Annotated in this window: 14 protein-coding genes; 6 read left to right on the plus strand and 8 right to left on the minus strand. The window is 55.6% G+C overall.

Annotation, left to right across the window (positions count from 1 at the left end):
* Window positions 1-9: 9 nt before the first annotated feature.
* Window positions 10-1,458: a DUF1501 domain-containing protein gene (locus Pla100_RS00310; protein WP_146575725.1), complete on the plus strand. Its 1,449-nt coding sequence runs from the start codon at window positions 10-12 to the stop codon at window positions 1,456-1,458.
* A gap of 2 nt (window positions 1,459-1,460) precedes the next feature.
* On the opposite strand, the gene Pla100_RS00315 is transcribed toward Pla100_RS00310, so the two are convergent.
* Entirely contained in the window at window positions 1,461-2,936 is a 1,476-nt protein-coding gene (locus Pla100_RS00315; protein WP_146575726.1) for a Gfo/Idh/MocA family protein, read from the minus strand.
* A gap of 291 nt (window positions 2,937-3,227) precedes the next feature.
* Here Pla100_RS00315 and Pla100_RS00320 point away from each other — a divergent pair, with 291 nt between their 5' ends.
* Window positions 3,228-5,621, plus strand: coding sequence for a heavy metal translocating P-type ATPase (locus Pla100_RS00320; RefSeq protein WP_146575727.1), 2,394 nt, complete (start codon window positions 3,228-3,230; stop codon window positions 5,619-5,621).
* A gap of 217 nt (window positions 5,622-5,838) precedes the next feature.
* On the opposite strand, the gene Pla100_RS00325 is transcribed toward Pla100_RS00320, so the two are convergent.
* Window positions 5,839-7,278, minus strand: a complete 1,440-nt coding sequence (locus tag Pla100_RS00325; RefSeq protein WP_197167602.1) for a pectate lyase — start codon at window positions 7,276-7,278, stop codon at window positions 5,839-5,841.
* Window positions 7,279-7,952: 674 nt separating this feature from the next.
* On the opposite strand from Pla100_RS00325, the gene Pla100_RS00330 reads away from it, so the two are divergent.
* Together Pla100_RS00330 and Pla100_RS00335 are read left to right on the plus strand one after the other, a co-directional pair.
* Window positions 7,953-9,347 (plus strand): multiheme c-type cytochrome, encoded by a 1,395-nt coding sequence (locus Pla100_RS00330; protein WP_146575729.1) that lies wholly within the window; start codon window positions 7,953-7,955, stop codon window positions 9,345-9,347.
* Between the two features lie 24 nt (window positions 9,348-9,371).
* Window positions 9,372-10,466, plus strand: coding sequence for an SGNH/GDSL hydrolase family protein (locus Pla100_RS00335; RefSeq protein WP_146575730.1), 1,095 nt, complete (start codon window positions 9,372-9,374; stop codon window positions 10,464-10,466).
* 32 nt (window positions 10,467-10,498) lie between these two features.
* Here the strand turns inward: Pla100_RS00335 and Pla100_RS00340 are convergent, their stop codons facing one another.
* The 4 genes from Pla100_RS00340 to Pla100_RS00355 form a co-directional block, all read right to left on the minus strand.
* Window positions 10,499-11,731 (minus strand): DUF1559 domain-containing protein, encoded by a 1,233-nt coding sequence (locus Pla100_RS00340; RefSeq protein WP_146575731.1) that lies wholly within the window; start codon window positions 11,729-11,731, stop codon window positions 10,499-10,501.
* Window positions 11,732-11,938: 207 nt separating this feature from the next.
* Window positions 11,939-12,124 (minus strand): hypothetical protein, encoded by a 186-nt coding sequence (locus Pla100_RS00345; RefSeq protein WP_146575732.1) that lies wholly within the window; start codon window positions 12,122-12,124, stop codon window positions 11,939-11,941.
* 188 nt (window positions 12,125-12,312) lie between these two features.
* Window positions 12,313-14,187: a tetratricopeptide repeat protein gene (locus Pla100_RS00350; protein WP_231602491.1), complete on the minus strand. Its 1,875-nt coding sequence runs from the start codon at window positions 14,185-14,187 to the stop codon at window positions 12,313-12,315.
* Window positions 14,188-14,380: 193 nt separating this feature from the next.
* Window positions 14,381-15,403, minus strand: a complete 1,023-nt coding sequence (locus Pla100_RS00355; protein WP_146575733.1) for an NADP-dependent oxidoreductase — start codon at window positions 15,401-15,403, stop codon at window positions 14,381-14,383.
* A 514-nt stretch (window positions 15,404-15,917) separates the two neighbouring features.
* On the opposite strand from Pla100_RS00355, the gene Pla100_RS00360 reads away from it, so the two are divergent.
* Window positions 15,918-17,783 carry a transketolase gene (locus Pla100_RS00360; RefSeq protein WP_146575734.1) on the plus strand — a complete coding sequence of 622 codons (1,866 nt, stop codon included), beginning with the start codon at window positions 15,918-15,920 and terminating at the stop codon, window positions 17,781-17,783.
* A gap of 204 nt (window positions 17,784-17,987) precedes the next feature.
* On the opposite strand, the gene Pla100_RS00365 is transcribed toward Pla100_RS00360, so the two are convergent.
* Together Pla100_RS00365 and Pla100_RS00370 are read right to left on the minus strand one after the other, a co-directional pair.
* Entirely contained in the window at window positions 17,988-18,683 is a 696-nt protein-coding gene (locus Pla100_RS00365) for a hypothetical protein (RefSeq protein WP_231602492.1), read from the minus strand.
* Window positions 18,684-18,718: 35 nt separating this feature from the next.
* On the minus strand, window positions 18,719-19,873 hold the full coding sequence (locus Pla100_RS00370; protein WP_146575735.1) for a prenyltransferase/squalene oxidase repeat-containing protein: 1,155 nt from the start codon (window positions 19,871-19,873) through the stop codon (window positions 18,719-18,721).
* Between the two features lie 39 nt (window positions 19,874-19,912).
* Between Pla100_RS00370 and Pla100_RS00375 the strand changes: the two genes are divergently transcribed.
* The gene (locus Pla100_RS00375) at window positions 19,913-20,905 is read left to right on the plus strand and encodes a protein-glutamate methylesterase/protein-glutamine glutaminase (protein WP_315853423.1); all 993 of its coding nucleotides are present in this window, start codon (window positions 19,913-19,915) and stop codon (window positions 20,903-20,905) included.
* The last annotated feature ends 172 nt before the right edge of the window (window positions 20,906-21,077 follow it).

Consider the following 21,077-nt stretch of genomic DNA (forward strand, 5'->3'; position numbering starts at 1 on the left):
CCACTAACCATGCACACCTACTACCCCACCACTCGTCGAGAATTCCTTGCCAAGAGCGGAGCCGGATTCGGAGCGGTCGCGCTCGCGGGGATGATGGCCAAATCCCAGGCGGCCACGTCATCGGTACCGGGCCGAGCGAACGCGGACGGGGAGTCGCTCAATCTACTTTCGCCCAAGACGCCGCATCACCAGCCCACCGCCAAACGAGTGATCTTCCTGTTCATGGAAGGCGGACCGAGCCACTTGGACTTGTTCGATCCGAAGCCGTTACTCAATGAACTGGCCGGCCAAACGATTCCGGAAAGCTTCGGCGAAGTCATCACGGCGATGGGTGAGATGAAATCACCGTTGTTGGCTTGCAAACGCAAATGGAAACAACATGGCGAAGGCGGGCTGTGGATCTCCGACTGGCTGCCCAACATTGCCGAGTGCGCCGACGACCTCGCCGTGATCCGCTCCTGCGTCGCCAACGGAATTAACCACTCCGCCGGTGTTTGCCAAATGAATACGTGTTCGATCCTCAGTGGTCGGCCCTCGCTCGGAGGTTGGGTTTCGTACGGTTTAGGCAGCGAGAACGAAAACTTGCCCTCGTTTGTCGTCATGCAAGACAATCAAGCGTCCGTCGTCAACGGACCTCGAAACTGGGGAGCGGGTTTCATGCCGGCCGCTTACCAAGGGGTGCGCTTGAGCGAAGGCACGCAGCCGATCGCTTACCTGAACTCACCGGAAGGTTTCACCAAAGACCGTCAACTGTCCAAGCTTGATTTCCTCAATCAAATCAACCGCAATTACGCCGAGCAGCATCCCGAACAGTCTGAACTGGAGGCCCGCATCGCCAGTTACGAACTCGCGTTTCGCATGCAAGCGGACGCCCCCGACGCGATCGACTTAAGCGACGAATCCGAAGAGACGCTCGAGATGTATGGCATCAACGATAAGGCGACCGCGAGTTATGGACGATTGTGCTTACTCGGGCGGCGTCTCGCCGAACGGGACGTCCGGTTCATCCAACTCTACAGCGGAGCGGGTTCGAAATGGGACTCACACAGTAACATGGAAACGAACCACGGAAACATGTGCCGCAGCATGGACCGACCGGTCGCGGCATTGCTCAAGGATCTAAAACAGCGAGGCATGCTGGACGACACTCTCGTCGTGTGGGGCGGCGAATTCGGCCGAACTCCGATGAGCGAGAAAGGCGACGGACGAGATCACAATCCCTCCGGGTTCACGATGTGGATGGCCGGCGGCGGTGTCCAAGGCGGCCAAGTCATCGGCGAAACCGACGACCTGGGTCTGCACGCCACCGTCGATCGGCAACACGTTCAAGATCTCCACGCGAGCATCCTGCACCTGCTCGGCATCGACAACATGAAACTCACCTACGAACACAAAGGCCGCCCCGAGCGACCGACTATCAACGAGGGGCGGTTTTGTGAACGATTGGTGACGGGATAGGACTACAGTTCACTCACCGTCGGGATCTGGAACTCCGGATTATTGGGGTCCTTCAATAGCACATTCGCTTGGTCGGCATGATCCCCGGTGTGTCGTTCGGTTTCGGGGTCGAAGTTCAACATCGGGCCGACCGTGTATTTCGCCGATTCAGGAACACCGACACCGTCTCGCATGACCTCGTGGAGTTTGTTGAAGTGCGTTTGCGCGTCTTCGTTGTCGCCGAATTGTCCGGCTTCGGCGGAGAAGGGAACTTCGTGACCCAAGCGATAGGAGTTGTTCATCAGGTGACCGAGGACGCAACCGTAGTGTGCGTCCAAGGCGTTCCCGTTGGCCATCTTGGGATCATTCGCACGAACCGCCGCGATGAACGACTTCCAGTTTCCGCCGGGCGTCACTTGCCCCTTTTCGAGCTTCAGGTCTTCGGGTGCTTTCGCGCCCGGGCGGAGGATCTTGTAACGCCCTTCACCGGTGATCACGCTGCCGTCTTCGAGATAGTATTCGTTATATACCTGGTTCTTATAGCCTTTGTAATTCACGTTGCGAACGTTGAAGAACACCATTTGCCCGTTCGGGTATTCGGCCATCGCGAACATCGTATTGGGCGTTTCACCTTGGTCGTCCCACTGAAACCGGCCACCGATCGCCATCGCGCGGACCGGGTGTGTTTGGTCGTCGTCGATCGCCCACCGTGCGACATCGAGTTGATGGGTGCCTTGGTTATTCAGATCGCCGTTGCCGGTTTCCCAGAACCAGTGCCAATTGTAGGGATGATAATTGCCGTGGTATTGATCGATGACGGCCGGCCCCTTCCACATTTCCCAGTTCAGGTTCGGCGGAGGCGTTCCGACTTCTTTGTTGCCGATGCCGCCCCGAGGTTTACAGCAATAGCCGTACGCGATCTTCAATCGCGGCAGTTTTCCTGACTTGAGAGCCTCATGCAAACCGGCGATCCCGGCATCGCTGCGACGTTGGGTTCCATGCTGAACGACGACGCCGTATTTCTTTTGTGCCTCGACGGCGACACGTCCTTCGACCACGTCATGGCTCATCGGTTTTTCAACGTACACGTGCTTGCCGGCTTGTGCGGCGCGAATCGTGATCAGCGAGTGCCAGTGGTTGGGCGTGGCTACGGAGATCGCATCGAGTGAGGGGTCGTCGAGCGCCTCACGGAAATCCGCGACGCCGCGGGTATTGAAACTTCCCGTTGTGCGGCTTTCGATTCCTTTTAGTCCACGAGCGAGCACTTTATCATCCGGATCGATCGCGTACGCGACTTCGGTATTCTCGGACCCCATCCATCCACTCAAATGACTTTGCCCACGACCGTTCAAACCAGCCACCGCAATCCGAACACGGTCGTTGGCCCCTTTGATTCCTCCGGATGCTTTGGTTCCCAAAATTAGGAATGAGCCAGCCGTCGCCGATGTGATTTTCAAAAACCTGCGGCGATCGTTTTGCGGGTTGCGCTGTTGTGTCATCGGATCGGAAACTCCTGTACGGGCGTTTTAGTGTGAAATACGAAGCCAATAGCTTAACCAAATCGAGTTGCGACGTCAGCCGAACGGAATCTTCTCGTTTTCAGAATGCATTCTGGTTACAACTTCCCTACCGCGTGAACATTGAATGCTCCGAGAGCGAAATGAATAAGGTTAGATGTCCGGAATGCCACTTGCTTGCCTAAACATCGCGGGAACACGACGAGGTGGCGACTTTCAGTCGCCAAGTTCTGAAACGGCGACTAAAAGTCGCCGCCACCGACGGGAACAGTTATGATCACTACACAAATCACCGTCACTGATCCGGTCTGCGGGATGGCCGTTGATCCGAGTAGCTCGCGACGTAGCGAACACGAAGGGAGGTCGTACTTCTTTTGCTGCGCCGGATGCCAAACGAAGTTTGAAAGCGATCCGGCGGGGGTGCTGGCGGCGAGGGCGGAAAAGGAAGCCGCCAAGAAGCTTGGCGTCGATGAATCGACGTCGTGCTGCGGTGGAGGTGGTCGGCATGGAGGATCATCGAGCAAAGCGAGTGGTTCGGCGGCCGATCCGGGAGCGATTTATACTTGCCCGATGCACTTGGAGATCGAACAGGTAGGGCCCGGCGATTGCCCGATCTGCGGAATGGATTTGGAGCCCAAGTTCGTCGATATGGCCGATCACGGCGACGACGAACAGTACGCCGACATGAAACGCCGGTTTTGGGTCGGCGTCGTTTTGTCGGTACCACTGTTAATCATTGCCATGGGACCAATGGTGGGCCTTCGCATCGCGGAATCGATGAGCCCCCAAGTGTTCGGGTGGTTGCAATGGGCGCTCGCGACCCCGGTGGTATTTTGGTGCGGATGGCCGCTATTGGTTCGCGGGGTGAAGTCGTTTCGCAGCATGAACCTGAACATGTTCTCGCTGATCGCGGTGGGAACCTTGACGGCGTATCTGTTCAGCTTCGTCGTCGTCGTGTTGCCCGGCGTCGTGCCGGAAGCATTTTATGAAAACGGTGTCGCACCTTTATACTTCGAGGCCGCCGCGGTCATTATCACGCTGGTGCTATTGGGACAAGTCTTGGAACTGCGGGCACGTCAACAAACCGGCGGAGCAATCCGTGAATTGATGCAATTGACACCGCAGACGGCAACACGAATCACCGACGATGGTGATGAGGAAGTGCCACTGGATTCCGTCCAGAAGGGGGATCGTCTCCGCATCAGGCCGGGCGAAAAAGTTCCCGTTGATGGTCGCGTGGTCAGCGGGTCGAGTCGTATCGACGAGTCGATGCTAACGGGTGAGCCGATGCCGGTTGCCAAAGTCGGCGGCGACGAGATTACCGGCGGAACTTTGAACCAAACCGGCGCGTTGGTGATGGAGGCGGTTGGCGTGGGAGGCGATACGGTCTTGAATCGAATCGTGCAGATGGTTGCCGATGCGCAGCGGAGTCGGGCACCGATTCAGAAGCTCGTTGATGTGGTCGCTCGTTACTTTGTGCCGACCGTGATCGGTTGTTCGATCGCCGCGTTCGTCGGTTGGGCCGTGTGGGGACCGGAGCCACAGTTGGCTCACGCCTTGGTCGCTGCGGTCGCGGTCTTGATCATTGCATGTCCCTGTGCGTTGGGGTTGGCGACACCGATGTCGGTGATGGTCGGAGTCGGTCGCGGGGCGAAAGAAGGCGTGTTGATTAAGAATGCCGAAGTCTTGGAAGTGATGGAGAAAGTCGACACCATCGTCGTCGACAAGACAGGGACATTGACGCAAGGCCGCCCCGAAGTCACGGCGATCGAAGCGTTAGGGGATTGGAACGCGAATGATGTCTTGGCGATCGCCGCATCGGTGGAAACTCAGAGCGAGCATCCGCTGGCGCAGGCGGTGGTGCGCCGGGCCAGAGCGGATGGATTGAAACCTATCGAAGCGATCGATTTCAATAGCATCACCGGTCGGGGCGTGCGCGCCCGCGTTGGCAATCAAGAGGTCATGATCGGCAATGCCGACTGGCTGGAGCAACAAGGAATTGCGAATGTGGACGAGGGGCGAGCCAAGGCTGGCTTGTATCAATCCGAAGGAGCAACGGTGGTCATCGTAGCGATCGATCAATCGCTTGCCGCCGTTTTGGCGATCACCGATCCGATTAAAGAAAGCACGCCCAGTGCCTTGAAAACCCTGCATGAACTCGGCCTGAAGGTGATCATGCTCACCGGCGACGCTCAGCCGACCGCTCGAGCGGTCGCGACCAAGTTGGGCATCGACGAATTTCACGCGGGCGTCTCGCCATCGGAGAAACACGACTTCGTCCGCAAGCTAAAGGCCGAAGGCAAGACGGTCGCGATGTGCGGCGACGGGATTAACGATGCCCCGGCTCTCGCCGAAGCGAACGTCGGAATCGCGATGGGGACGGGCACGGGCGTGGCGATCGAATCGGCAGGGGTGACCTTGGTCGGCGGCGACTTACGCGGGGTCGCAGCGGCGTGCCATTTGAGCCGCAAGACGATGAGCAATATTCGCCAAAACCTTTTTTTTGCATTCATCTACAATGCATTGGGGATTCCGATCGCAGCCGGACTCTTGTATCCGTTTTTCGGTCTGCTACTGAGCCCGATGATCGCGGCGGCGGCGATGAGCCTGAGCAGCGTATCGGTGATCGCCAACGCGTTGAGACTCCGGTCGGCGGAACTGAGTTAGGTAATCGTTCCCAGTCTCTCGCCCTTTTTATAGGCCACAAGTCCTCATGGATTGCTCCCCTGCCAGCTCGTCTGGCAGGAAGCAGAGGCTGGCAAGCTAGACTTCACCCACGAGACGAGCTCGTGGGGGTCAAAAAAGATGTGGCCTATCAAGAGGGCGGGAGCCTAGCAACCAGGGCTATCGCTCAACGAGCAGTGCGTGAGATGTTGCTTCAAGTCTAACGCTGGCCTGTCGACTGCGAAGCGGCAATGTACTTGGCCAATGTCGATAGGTTCCTAATGAAGGTGGAGCTGGAGATCACGGAAGTGACCTTCGCATCGGGATACTTTTTCATCGATCCGCGTTCCACCCAGGCACCGCGTTCATCCAAAGCCGCGATAGCTCGCCGAGCATCCAGCGCCAACTCGTCGGTCATTTTGGGTGGTCGGCTTTGTTTGCTGGACCATAGCTTGTCTTTGGGCAACGATTCAACATCCTTCAACTCTCGGGCGATCCGATCCAACCCTGAAGTGGATGAAAAACTGTAGTGAGTCGGAAGGTCGGCATCGGAATAAGTCAACTCGTAGTTCTTGGTGAAGTACAACGGTCGGTTGGTTTGTAGTTCATAGAAGCGGGCTAACATTCCGTTGTCTAATAAGCTAGCTCGATAGTAAGGCAGTGCTGTTCGCACCGGCGTCAAGTAACGCTCATCGGCCGTGCGGCGGTAGAGCAGCAGGAGTGTCCGCATGACGCCTTGCGACTCGTTGCCACTGATCGCGGGCGGTTCGAATTTGCGAGCCCACGCCGGTTGCATCTCATGATTGTATTGCTGCGCCCAACCGGGCTGCGGAGCGGGCATCTGCGCTGAAATCAAGAAATCGCCGCCACGTTTCGCCGACGCCAAATACCGATCATCTCCGTAGGCGTCCCAGGCTACGAACAGAGTCTCGATGAGATCGACCAGAGTGCTGTCGTTGAGCGTGTAGTAATTTGTGTACTTGACGTCTGGGAATACTCGCGACCACTCACTCGGATACGACGCCTGTCGCTTTTCCCGTACCGGGACGTCAAGCTGACCGGGGCCTTCATACTTTTGCGGCCAAGCTCCGTTGGGGTACTGCGCCGCCAAAACGGCATCGAGCGCGTAGAGGGTCGCTTCATGCAGTCGACCATCCCGCTGTTGCAACGCCTCATCAAGTTTCACCAAGAATCGGATGACGGACTGCGATTTATCGTCATCGAAGGTGGTAATGTTGCGTCGGCCGGCGACGGCGTATTTGTCGACGCGATAGGCGTATTTCTCGCGGTCTTTGGGTGCGAATTCGATCTGCTCGAACCAACCGCCCGAAATCATTTGGCCTTGCAGCAGGGCCTCAGCTGTTCGTTCGGCGGCGCTCAGCAAATCGCGTTCTCCAGTCAGCAGATAGGCATCCAAGTAGGCCGCACCCACGGCCGGCGTCGCGGGTGGTTCGATCCAAGCGGTTGTCGGACCGACAGCGGACTCGCCCTCGCGGAACGCTAAATCATCGCTGCATTGAAAGACATAACCACCACTCGTGGCGACTTGCGTACTGAAAAAATGGACCGCCCGTCGCATCGCCGATTTTGCTTCGGTGGGCGAGACTTGTGCCCAGCAAAAACGCCCAGGCAAAAGCATGGGTAATAACGAAGCGACCATGAGCGTCGATAAGAAGCGACAAAGCTGGGGAGATCGAAGACGCTTCATTTTCCGAGTACCAAGATAAAGGGAATCAATTCCTCTGCGGCTGAGTCACTGTCACAGTAGGACCGCAGGACAACATGATTTCGCCGAACAACATCCAGCCTAGCAGAACCGGCGAAGTTTTGTTTTCGCCACAGGCCACCTCTTATTGGTAACCGCCACCCGCTTGATTTGCTACGTGACCTCGCAGATGCTATCGCCGACCCACCCGCCGAGCGGTAGCAACGCTTTCAAATGCCGATCACGCGGCGAGGCAGAGGGGTGCCCTGTTGGCGTCGTGTTGTTCTTGGGGGTTCCCTCGGTGGCTTACTTTTTCAATGCGATGTCCGTCGACGATCGCTGTCGGGAATTACTGGCGGGTTTTTGAAATGAATTCCTACGGTTTTGTAAGCGAACTGTCGGCTCCATTTTTGCTACCTTAAGTACTCCAAAGCTTGTTGCATCTAGTGCTTCGTCAAAATTTAAATTTAGGGTTAGTGAAGTGAGCCGACGGCGCTAGCCGCGGGCATTGCTCGACGCCCGACGCTAGCGCGTTCGGCTCACCCTAAAATTAAATTTTGTCGAAGCACTAGGTTCGTTTGATCCAACCCGGTATTGCAGAAAGACACTCCGCTGCAGGAAACAACACATTGAATCTGAAACGCTGGTTGTCGGTTATCGTGATCGTTTTGGTGGCTGTCTGGATCGGCTACGACACGATGCAAGCGAAACGCGACGACGAATTTGGCCGTGTTCTGATGACAGCGCAGAAGCAGCGAGGAACCGAGATAACAGAACTCTCGGCTGTTCCTGAACCACCCCGTGATATGGTGGTCAGATTGATTCCCGGCGAGAACCTTTGGTTTGTAGGTAAATACGAGGACGGCGGCGGCGTTGAGATCCCGTTTAAACCTGGAACGTCTCCGATGAAAAGCGTTGACGTCATTCCCCAGCACGCCAATCCAGGATTCGTTGGTCCCGAGCAGTGCCAGGAATGCCATCGCGAAAAGTATCAGTCATTTCTCGCGACGGGGCACTATAAGACCAGCCGACCGGTCAATGAAACAACGATCGATGGAAGCTTTGACCCTGGCTCGAATGTACTCAAGACGTCCGATCCAAACGTGGCCTTTGAAATGATTCAGCGAGGCGAATCGTTTGTCCAACGTGTCCATTTTTTTGAATGGAACTTCGAGGTCCCGATGGAAATCATCATTGGATCGTCGAAAATGGCTCAGACGTATTTGTATTGGCACAACGACGGCCTTTATCAACATAATGTGACGCACATTACCGACGGCAACAATTGGATCAATAGCCCCGGCTACATCGACGGGGATGCCGCGTACGCCAGGCCGATTCCGCAACGTTGTTTGGATTGCCACTTGACGTACTTTGATTTTCGCGGCAACACCAATCACTACACACCAGATTCATTGATCTTCGGCGTCACCTGTGAACGCTGCCATGGCCCCGCGAAAGAGCACGTTGACTTTCACCGGGAAAACCGCGACGTTCGCCAAGCCGTCGGCATCACCAATCCAGCCAATCTAGACCGACTCGTGCAAATGGAAATTTGCGGGCAGTGTCACGGAGGCTCAAGAAGCCTGAGAGGAGAGGCATTGAGTTTTAGGCCTGGAGATCGGCTGCAAGATCACTACCTGCCTCCCAACGATGAACTGGGTGCGAAAAACAGTGTCCATACCAGTAACCAATTGAACCGGTTGTCACAAAGCGTCTGCTTTCAGCAATCACAAATGACCTGTAGCGACTGCCATGATCCGCACCATAACGAGCGAGGGAACCGAAAACTATATTCCAGCCGATGCATGGTCTGTCACGAGGACGAAAGTGACTGTGCCCTCTTTCCTCTTGAAGGCATCGACTTTAAAGAGAACTGTATCGATTGTCATATGCCGCGACGCCCCACTGACAATTTACGTTTGCAAAGTGTCGAGGGCGATGTCTTCCCACCACTCCGCGATCATCTTATTCGCGTAGATGACATGTCGACCAAGCAGTTCATTGACGATTTGAACGATTAGAACTTCCATAGGATCAGTTTTCTCATGAACGAATCAGCTTTACCGCCTACCCGAAAGCGAGCTTCGATCAGCACTGGTCGAAAGATTGTCTACTCGATCTTTACCGTCGCCGTAGTTTTCGCTGTGTTCGAAATGATCATACGATTAACGGGTTTTCAATACGGCAACCAATTGGAACAAATGCGATTCACATTCCCGGTTGACGAGTACAACGCGAATTCCGACGAGCCATTGCTGAAGTACGATCGAGATCTTTTTTGGCGACCGATCCCTCATTCGTTGGAGCACAATTCGCGGGGGTTCAGTACACCAGAATTTGATTCGAACAAGCCTGACGGTGTTTATCGAATCGTGTGTTTAGGTGATTCGTGTACACATTTTGGCCCCAACTCGTATCCGGAATTGTTGCAAACGCTTCTCGATCATCAGTTATCCGATCCCTTTGAAGTGATCAATGCCGGCACGATCGGATATACGACGCACCAAGGGCTAACGCTCCTGGAGAACGAGGTGCTCGGTTGGAAACCTGACTTGGTTACCGTTTATTTTGGCTGGAATGACCATTGGCTTTCTCGCGGTGTCGCTGACAAAGACCAGTCAGCCGGGGTTGTTGTGCTGCCCTCGGCGATTGAGAAGGTGCGGATCTTGCAGTTGTTTCGATTCCTGCATCAAGAAACAATTAAACCGACCGACCGTCCTTTACGCGTCGGGATTGAAGACTACCAAGCTAACTTGCAACAAATGATCGAGCTTTGCAGACAGCAGCAAGTGGCGATTTGGTTAATCACGGCTCCGCAAGCTTTAGACATCGCAGTGCCCGCTTATTTGGTCACATCAGGAGAGGTTTCCGACCCCGATTACATCGTCGAATTGCACGAGACCTACAATGACGTCGTACGACGTGTCGCTTCGGAGTCAGGCGTTCCCTTGATCGACTTGGCCGAAACGGTTGCTTCGCTGGACAAGAGAACCATTTTTTTGCCCGATCACATTCACCTTTCGGATTCAGGGAAGATTGTCACCGCTGGATTACTTTATCAAAAGCTCCAATCGGGTCGACCGACGACACAAAAAAAGCCATCCGAACAATCAAGTCCGGATGGCCTTAGCATTGAATAATCGGAGAACAAGATTCCTTCTTAGGTGATCGACTAGAACTCGGATTTGACCACTTCTTTGGAAGCTCTCGTTCCAAGAGAGCCCCACAAGCCGAATGGACTTTGCATCCCGGCGGTAACACCTTCTCCGCCATCGCGTTCGGGAGCTCGGTGGTTCCCGTCACCCGCTTCGATGCTATCAGTGATGAACTTCACCGCGCCGTCGCCCATCAGGATGTGAGCACCACCTTGATGGTAACTGCCCGCGCTAAGAATCGTTTCGTTCGCCTGCGCATCACCCGACAAAATGTTCGGACTGTTAGGCGGAAGAATCGTTTGGAAACTAGTAGACGACTCTCGGCCTTCCGCCCAGCGCGTGCCTCGGGCATAAGAGCCCTCGTAGTATGAAAGCCCAGTAAGCAAGAATTGGGGGCGGGCTGGGTCACGGACGAGGTCCGCCGTTGCCTTCGGATCTGTCTTCATATTAGCGCCACTGCGCCCACGGACAATCGTGCCCTTGACCTGGCGGATTTGACCGCATGTTGCGATTTCACCGCACGCGACGGTGTTGGCGAGACCGTCAAGAATGTCTCGGAACTGCATCTTCGTCTTACGAGCCCAGAAGAAACCACGATTCGCCGCACGCGAACGAGTTGCTACCCAGTCTTCGGTTGCGGGCGTAGCGGTGAGCAGGCCGTTTGTATTACTTTGATGAACACTCATTTCGTTATGACCGCCGGTACCAACACGGTCGACTCCGTCTCCGACGTTAGCGGCGTAGTTGGTTCGCCCCAAAGCTGGCAAACCAGTGAACGGGTCACTGGGGCAACGCAGTCCAGGAATCTCCGTGACCCAAGGGCGATACTCGGTACGATCGAAAACCGGCCCCATCGGGTGCCAACGCCCGCCCGTCCCACCTGGGGTCGCCCCAGGAGTCACGGTCTCCACGCTGGGGTTGGAGATTTGCTCCCACAAAGCCTGTTGTTCCATGAACGGGGTTAAGCCGACCAAAAAGCTCAAACGGCGTCGGTTTGTGTCGTCATCACGGTCGGCGGCACCTTGCGAATGAGTCCCACCCATTTGCGCTGGGTATTGGTCGAATGCGGCATGGTAATTGTGCATCGCCAAACCGATCTGCTTGAAATTATTGCTGCAACTCATGCGGCGAGCCGCCTCGCGAGCAGCTTGTACGGCGGGAAGCAAGAGCCCCACCAACACGCCAATGATGGCAATTACGACCAAAAGTTCAACTAGCGTGAACCCTCGGTTGAAACGAGAACGAACCATTTACTGATCTCCGGGAAACTAGAAAGGAAAAGAGCGGAAGATTATTCCGCCGAAGAGCAAATCACTAACAACGGCCAAAATACGAGGACACACTGGTACACGAATTATGCACTCCCGCACTACGGAAGATATTGGATCAATCGGGCAAGCATGCAAAACCAAGCCAAAGGCCAGAACGGCACAGCGGCTTCGCCTTTTAATCGGATACTACTCCTGGGGGGCCTTCATCTCGCCCATCGCTGCCGCAGCCGCGACACTTGCTTCCGCTTCGGCTTCTTCGGCCATCATCGCCTCAACATCATGCCCTGTCACAACTGCCGGTTCGCTACCTCCGCAGCCCAAAATGGCAACAGAAACGAGAAATGTTGCAAGAAGATAGTGAAAACGATTCATGAAAGATGACCAATGAGATACGAAACAAAAAGACATCGAAATGGAAAGACCCACTCGTGAGTGACCCCTTATGGTATTCAGCTGCATGCACCCAGTCAAGCGCAAGGCCCTCGTCCAATGGTCGGGGTCGCCTGAGCAAGTGTTCTCGAGCAACCGTTAGTCTTTCGGTCAAAGTCAGGGAGCGAGACTCAATTCGGTGGTATTAGTGCGGGAACCTTGGTTGAAGACGTTCCGTTTTCGCCTCGATTCGTTAGGTCTTGCAGTCGAGCAGACGCCGTCTCGCTTTCAGGTCCGGTGGGATCGAGCCGCAAACAATTCTGGTAGTAATCGATCGCAATATCGTATTGCCCTTTCATTTCGTAGACTTGGCCGAGGGACAAAGCCGCCAATGTTAGTTCGGGGGATATCCGTGACGCCTTGCGGTAAGCGGCGATCGCTCGATCCAGGTCACCCGCCAATTGCCATGCTCGCCCGAGGTTCAGATGGGTTTCAGCGAATCCGGGTTGCAGGGCAACCGACCTTTCCAATAACTCGATCGCCATTGCCAATTCGCCACTTTGGCCAGCGGCAACGCCCGCGTTCATCAGTGAGGAAGCGTTCAATCCGTTTTCATCGTGGACGGGCAGGTTGCAAGCGACAAGCAACAATAGACTTATCGCAAGCGGCTTTCGGCATCCGGACAGGGAACGCGAGCGGACGCAATGATAAATCGCAATTGACCCTTTTGCCGCGAACGGAATGAGCAGGGGCACCATCGCAAATCGGTACCGGCCCAGGATAAAAAACAAGACCACCGCCGCAGCCATCACCAAAATCAATGCGTGAAAAATCAAATCATGCTTCCGGCCTTCCCGTTTTGCTTCGTCGAACGTAGTCATCAATCCCCACATTGCCAACGGACACAAAATTCCAAAGTTCCAAACCAGGTTAAGCTGCAGCAACGCTGAACTGGCCCGATAGACCTCCAGGCTCTCGACGTCAGGAACTTCAAAACGATTGATAAGCATGAAGGATTTTTGGATCATCAATTGGACCCAGCGTCCCGGATCGGCACCCATTTCTTTGAACGCTTCGCCCATCCAAAACTGGGAAACCTCTCTGGCCGACAGTTCTTGTCCGAGGGTCGCTTCGGCAATCCGGACCGCGTCGGAACGTTCGTAAATCGGAGTTTCGTGACCGGGTACGATTGGGCGATAAATGCCATCGGATTGCCGATTGTTGCCGATATAAAAATTAGGCCCTGCTTGAAAGGTGGTCGGCGACCATTCTCCGCCCAGTGAAGCATTGCGGGCGGCGACTGGCAACAAAATCATCGACAGACCAAACGCGTAGGCCGACGTCAGCAAGATGCGTTTCTTCGTGTTCGTCTCCGGACCGGGCCATAACATCCAAACCGGATAAAGCGGGATCCATAACAGAGCGTTTTCCCGTGCGAGAACCAAAAAACCCAACACGATTCCGATGCCCGTCGACGACCACACGGTACGTTTTCGCTGCATCCACACCGTTGCGGTCAACAGCAAGCACACCAGGAAGCCGACCAAAGATGCCTTCTGCAAGATTCCGTCGTAAAAAATGGCGGGCGGATAAAACGCCAGCATCACGGCAGCGATCAAACCACTTTTCCGGCCGAACATGCCCCCAGCGGTCAAGCCGATCAGTCCGACGCCCAGCGAACCGAGGAAAGCTTGGATCAATCGAATTCCAGGGACCGAGAGTCCGAGATACTTGATACATACCGCAAGAAAATAGGGGTAAAGCGGTGCCTGATAGAACGTTTCGTCGCCGTACCAGTTGCCTGACGCGATTCGCGTCGCCCAGGCGAAGTATCCCGCTGCGTCCCCGAGCAGAAACCGCACCGTGGGGACATCTGCGGTTTGCCACACATGAATCGCACGAACGATCCAAGCGAGGATGACGATTCCGATCAACGCCGCTAAAAACGGAACGCGTCCCAGGTCCGATAAACGGTCCGTGCCGTGAACCTCTTCGGAAAGCGACCGGTCATTCGCATCGGTTTGATTCGGTGACTTCCTGGGCTGGTCGCGTTGATGAGATTTCATGAGGCGTGAACTGGAGCTTCAGAACCGCGAAGCGATCCTGAGTGACGGCTGAAAAAGCGAGATAACAACCAATCATAACTCACCCGGCGTCCAGTTCACCAACCCGGCTCGTTTCCAATGGAAACAAAGAAAGTGAAATAACGCCGCCTCTTGTGGGCAAGTCTATCGCGGCAGAATCGAGGCGGTCGATCGACTATCCCACACGAACGAGCTGTTTGCCGAGGTTGCTACCCTCGAACAGACCGATGAATGCGGCAGGTGCGTTCTGAAGACCGTCGGTGATGGTTTCTTCCCAAACAATTTGTTCGGATTGAATCAACGGTGCCATCTCGCGGCGAAACTCGTCTTGATCGTCCATGTGATCACGAACGATGAAACCCTGCATGCGAATTCGTTTGCCAATGACCTTGAATAGGTTGCGCGGCGCGGCGGGCGGTTCGGTGGCGTTGTAGGTTGAGATCATGCCGCATTCGATGCAGACGCCGAAGTCGTTGATGACCTCGATCGCGGCCTCGAGGTGATCGCCACCGACGTTGTCGAAATAGACGTCGATCCCTTCTGGTGCAAACTCTTTTAGCTTGCCGACGAGGTCGTCGGTTTCCTTGTAGTTGATGACCGATTTGATGCCAGCTTGCTTATGCAACCACTGAATCTTTTCAGACTTGCCGGCACTGCCGATCACGCGACAACCTTTGGCTTTGGCGAGCTGGCATGCGATCGAGCCGACCGCACCGGAAGCGGCCGAAACGAAAACGGTTTGTCCGGATTGGAGCTTCGCGATCTTGCTCAGACCCACCCACGCGGTCATTCCGGTTAGACCGAGCACACCGAGGTAGGCTTGAACCGGAGCCGATTGCGGATCGATGCGGTTGACTCCCTCTCCCGTCGACTTCCAGTATTCACGCCATCCGAGATTGCCGAGCACGTAGTCGCCCTCGTGAAAGTCGTCATGGCGTGACTCGACCACCTTTCCGACGCAGCCTCCTTCGAGAGGTTCGTCGATCTCGAACGCAGGGACATAACTGTCGCCTTGTTTCATTCGGCCGCGCATGTAGGGATCGACGGACATCCATTCATTCTTGACCAGAAATTCACCGTCCTTAATGGCGGCGACTTCCACCGTGTTTTCCCGGAAGTTCTCCATCGTCGGTTTTCCGTCGGGACGCGATGCGAGTTCGATTTGCTTCGACTTGGTGGCTTGAAATGTGGTGGACATGCGAGATCGTTGTGTGTGATGGAATTTGTTTGGAAGTCACCAGAACTGGTAAGCATCGGGTGAACAATAAGTGGAATAGGCTTCCAGCTTCTTGATACGCCACAAGTCCTCATGGATTGCTCCCCTGCCAGCTCGTCTGGCAGGAAGCCGAGGTTGGCAAGCTAGACACGAGCCGCGATTCGGCCAACCTTCCGATTTTCACTTGTGCTCCCCGCTTGAAGCGGCGAGCACAAGTGATAATCGGAAGGTTGGCCGGGCGTCGTTGTCTAGCTTGCGAACCTTATTCACCCACGAGACGAGCTCGTGGGGGTCAAAAAAGATGTGGCGTATAAAGAGGCTGGAAGCCTATGCCACTTATGAGTCTGGAGGAAGCATTCATCGTGCCAATGATGGGCAAGTGACCAGCATTGGGGACAAGTCAGTTCGGTCGACACCGGAAGAAGCTGGCGCGTCATTTGCGTCGTGATGAGCCGTTTCGATTATCCATCCAGGCTCAAGTGATCGCGGAGAAGCCATGTCGACCTCGACTTCAACCGACCTAGAACAGCTCGCAAGACTCTCTCAACAAATTCGCCGCTGGATCATTCGATGTACCTCGCAGGCCGGTTCGGGGCATCCGACGTCTTCACTGTCGGCGGTGGAACTGATGACCGACTTGATGTTTGGCGGGCACTTCCGCTATCGGATTGAACAGCCTGACGATCCGGCAAATGATCGAGTGATCTTCTCCAAAGGCCACGCTTCGCCACTTCTATATTCACTCTGGACGGCCGCTGGCGTGATCGAGCCGGATGCCTTGATGAGATACCGGGAGTTCGGCAGTCCACTCGAAGGTCATCCGACGTCGCGGTTTCGCATGACCGAGGCGGCGACTGGATCGCTGGGTCAGGGGTTGTCGATCGGTTTCGGGATGGCGTTGGCGGCCCGCTACATCGACCGTTCACCGAGTCGCACGTTTGTGTTGCTTGGCGACAGTGAGATGGCCGAGGGTTCTCAGTGGGAAGCGATCCAATTGGCGGCGCACTACAAGCTGGACAACCTCGTCGGAATTCTCGACGTCAATCGTTTGGGCCAGCGAGGCGAAACCATGTACGGCCATGACTTGAACGCCTATCGAGATCGGATCGAGGCGTTTGGCTGGCGTTGCATCCTTGTTGACGATGGTCATGATCATCAACAGGTCATGCAGGCTTGGGACGAAGTCGAATCGGTCAGTGAGAACAATGGCCAACCTATCATGGTGATCGCGAGAACGATCAAAGGCAAAGGGGTCGCGTCACTCGAAGACGAACCGGGGCATCATGGAAAACCGGTTGATGAAGATGAGTTCGAATCCATCTTGGCGGATCTGGGGGAGCCTGACGAATCCATTCGCGGTCAGTTTTCCGACCCGATCGTTTATCAAGCGAATCCTCGAAAATCAGAAGAGGCCGGACTGACTGATTATGAAATCGGCGACGAAGTGGCGACCCGAGATGCCTACGGAAACGCACTGTGTCGTCTGGCGCGAAAGTATCCCCGTCTGGTCGCGTTGGATGGTGAGGTTTGCAATTCGACGCGATCGAAACGTTTCCGAGATGATTTGCCCGATCGCTTTTTCGAAATGTTCATCGCCGAGCAGAATATGGTCGGCGCGGCCGTGGGGTTGGCGGTACGTGGCGAGTTGCCGTTCGTTTCGACGTTCGCGGCTTTCCTGAGTCGTGCGTTCGATCAGATCCGGATGGCTCCGTATTCCAACGCCAACGTGAAGTTTGTTGGGTCGCACTGCGGCGTCTCCATCGGCCAGGACGGGCCATCGCAAATGGGGCTCGAGGACATTGCCATGTTTCGTACGATTCAGGACGGCGTCGTGATGTATCCGTGCGATGCGGTCTCCACCGAAGCGATCGTTGATTTGATTGCCGATCATCAGGGGATCGCGTATCTCCGCACGACGCGCGGCAAAACGCCCGTGATCTATGCCAACGATGAATCGTTCTCTATCGGAGGCAGTAAGACACTGAAGGAGTCCGAAAGTGACGATGCAACCTTGATTGCAGCGGGCATTACCGTGCATGAAGCGATGGCCGCTGCGAAAGAACTCGATGCGAAAGGCATCTCAATCCGCGTCATCGACTTGTACAGCATCAAGCCGCTCGATCATGCGACCGTTCGCCGAGCCGCTGATCAAACCAAGGTCATCTTCACCGTCGAAGATCATTTTCCCGAAGGCGGCATCGGTGAAGCGGTATTGACCAGTCTGTCGGATCATCCGACACCGGTGAATAGTTTGGCGGTCCGTAAACGCCCGATCAGCGGAAGTCCAGACAAGCTGTTAGACCTAGAAGGTATTTCCGCAGGTTCCATCGTTGCTGCGGTGTCTCGCTGGCTCGAAGCATAGCAATATCTGACTGCTCGATCGTAACCCGACGCATGACGGACTGTTGATTTAATCGTAACCCGCTGCGTAAGCGAGGGATGAGTCAACATCAATCATCCCTCGCTTACGCAGCGGGTTACGAAATAAATACAACTTCCAAACTTACGCGTCGTTTGCCGATTCCCTCCCTCGATGCCAATGCCGAAGTTATCTCCGAACGGTTTCTTATTGATAACGGACCAAGTACCATCCGTCGCCGATCGTGGTTGCCGAACTCATTTTGTATGACTCGGCTAATCCTCCGGTGAATGAACTGGGAACACTCCCTGGTGGATGCCACTGGGCCCAATCACCTCCGTCGGTACCGGTCAACTGCAGTTTGATTGCTCCGTCGGGTGAACGTTCGATGGCACTGACGTAGACGGCCTCGCTTGCAACCTGCGGCGTTTGAAGCAACACAAGCGTCGTCGGACGCCCGAACGGATATGCCATGAAGGGGCCAATCCGCGCTAACTCGCCATCGTGACGAGGCCAGTCCTGCCGCAACGGCGCCGCGATCGCTTCGAGTTGGTCGATGCGGTTCGCGAAACGCATCCGTTTTCCTTGCCAGGCGATCGCATCATGATGGATTGCTAGCGAACACCAAACCGCAGTCATCGTCGTAATCGCTAGCAGTTGACCGATGGAGCGATGGCGGGCTAGGCTGGACTGGCCGCCAAAACATCTCGACAAAAGACCGATTAGGCTAACAACCGCGACGGCGAGAACCAACAAAAACAAAGCTGCGCGAAACCAACTAACATCGGACGAGATGACAGCGAGCGACCGAGAACGGATCATCGATTCGAACATTGGATCCGTCGCCGCCCAAGCGGTAATCGCAATGAACGTCGAGCACTGAATCGCCCAAAGTCGGTTCACGGTTGAGGCTCTTGTCACAGGGAATCTTATTGGCACTACTTGCAGTAACCCAGTGCCATCAATGCGAAACTGGTTGCCAAGTTCTTGTCATTTTCAAACCAACGTTGATTGTCGTTGCTCCATGATCCGTCTTCGTTTTGACGCTCAGCCAGTTCGACCACAAGATCGGATTTCCAATCATGTTCCACGCCCTCGGAATCGGTAAGTGTCTCGGTCCCGGTCGCGTTGAGACCGGCCGCGAACGTGTGGTAGTAGTAATACAAACCTGCCGAGCCCATGCCGGGGTTCTTCTCGACACTGTAGTGATCCTTGATCCACTGCAACGCCGCTTTGACACGCGGGTCCTCTTTGGTCAGCCCGGCGAAAATCATGCTCTTGAGCCCCGTGTAGCCCATCGAACCGTAGCTGCGTAGTCCGCCGTTGGGCGTGTAGCGTTCGTCTGATGTGCTCGGGTCAATCTTGGTGGTCGGAATCTCGTAATAAAAACCGCCGTCGTCGACTTTGTCTGCGAACGGCGTGTCGTTGTATCGGCTGTTTAAGTTCTGACAACGTGATACGAACGCGAGCGCCCGTTGGATCGCCGGATCATCAGGCCCCGCCTCGACCGCCCGGAGGGCTTCGATCAGATAACCGGTGTTGGACAAGTCCGGTCGTCCCGCCCCACCGTAGCCGACGCCGCCGTACCATGGGTCGGACGGATCACGTGGGCCTTCGCCGTACTGCATCCCGGTGACAAACTCTTTGGCGCGTTTCAAGATGTCGTTGTATTGGCCTTTTTTGTTGGCCTCGGCAAAACAAACCATGGCAACACAAGTTTCGTAATTCTTGAGGCGTCCGTTGCCGTAGATTCCGCCGTCGGGTTTCACAAAACTTTCCAAAGCCTTGAGCCCTTGGGCGACCATCGGATCGTCGATGGTTTGACCGTTTCTGAGTGCCGATGTGATCGCCAAGGCTGTCACGCCTGGTCCGACTTGATCAGAAAAAGTTCCGGCATCGGATTGTCCTTCTTTGGCTAGAAATGCGAGTCCCCGGTCGACCACTTCCTGACGCAGTTTCTGTGTTTTTGAAGTCGTTTCCGAATCTTGTGCGATCGCCGCCTCTTGCGAGATCGCCGTCACACAGGTCAGCCACGCTGCGGTTGTGGTGATAAAAAACCGGCGGCTGAGGTGAAATTTCCATCGTTGTTTCATCGGTACGACTCCACGAAGTATGAATTGATCGAGTATTGAGTGGTTGTTGAGTTGCCCACCGATATTGATGCACGCGGCGTACCGTCGGCCAAGTCTTGCGGTTCGGGCATCGGACGCCGTCGGTGTTTCCACCGTATGCTGACAGAGATCCTTTCGTCGGATTCGGAGCTAGAGGTTGTCGGCGCGGCCGCCGACCCGTTCATCGCGAGGGAGAAAATCATTGCGTTGAAACCCGACGTCGTCACACTGGACGTCGAGATGCCACGGATGGACGGGCTGACCTTTCTAGAAAAGCTGATGCGTTCACATCCGCTGCCGGTCTTAATGGTGTCTTCGCTGACCGAGCGAGGATGCGAGACCACGCTTCGTGCTCTCGAACTCGGTGCGATCGATTTTGTTACCAAACCGAAGGTCGACATGGCGTCCGGCACGGTCCAGCTCGCCGAAGAGATGATTCGCAGCACCGATCGTGTCATCTGCATCGGTGCCTCGACCGGTGGCACCGAAGCGATCGCAGAAGTCCTCGATGGCTTTCCCGCCGACGCACCCGGGACGGTCATCGTGCAGCACATGCCCGGCGGGTTCACCAAATCGTTTGCCAAACGGCTCGACGGTCAGTGTCGCATCCGCGTCAAAGAAGCCAACGACGGTGATCGGATCTTGCCCGGACACGCTTTGCTCGCATCGGGTGGGTATCACATGGCCGTGATCCGCAGCGGCGCGAGCTACTGCGTCCGTGTCGGAATGGGCGAACCGGTCAATCGGCACCGGCCATCGGTGGACGTGCTCTTCAAATCCGCCGCCAAATACCTCGGCGGTAACGCCGTCGGAGTTCTTTTGACTGGGATGGGCAACGACGGTGCCCACGGTTTGCTTGCCATGAAACAGGCCGGAGCCAACACGATCGCCCAGGACGAAGCGACCTGCGTCGTCTTCGGCATGCCACGCGAAGCGATCGCCTTGGGAGCCGCCAAAGAAATCACCCCGCTGAACCGAATCGCCCACCAAGCACTCCAGAGCACGCGACGGTAGCGACAATCAATCCAGATCGCCTTGAGCATCGAACGGACAGGAACCGTCACACTCCGTAGCAAGCCGTTGCCGATCATTGCTAAGCGGCGCCTTGGACCGGCGGCCAATTAGCACACTTGGGGGGGGGGGGGGGGGGGGGCCGGTGGGTCGTTTCGCCGTGACGCGGCTTCTC

Source organism: Neorhodopirellula pilleata (assembly GCF_007859915.1).
Taxonomy (GTDB): domain Bacteria; phylum Planctomycetota; class Planctomycetia; order Pirellulales; family Pirellulaceae; genus Rhodopirellula; species Rhodopirellula pilleata.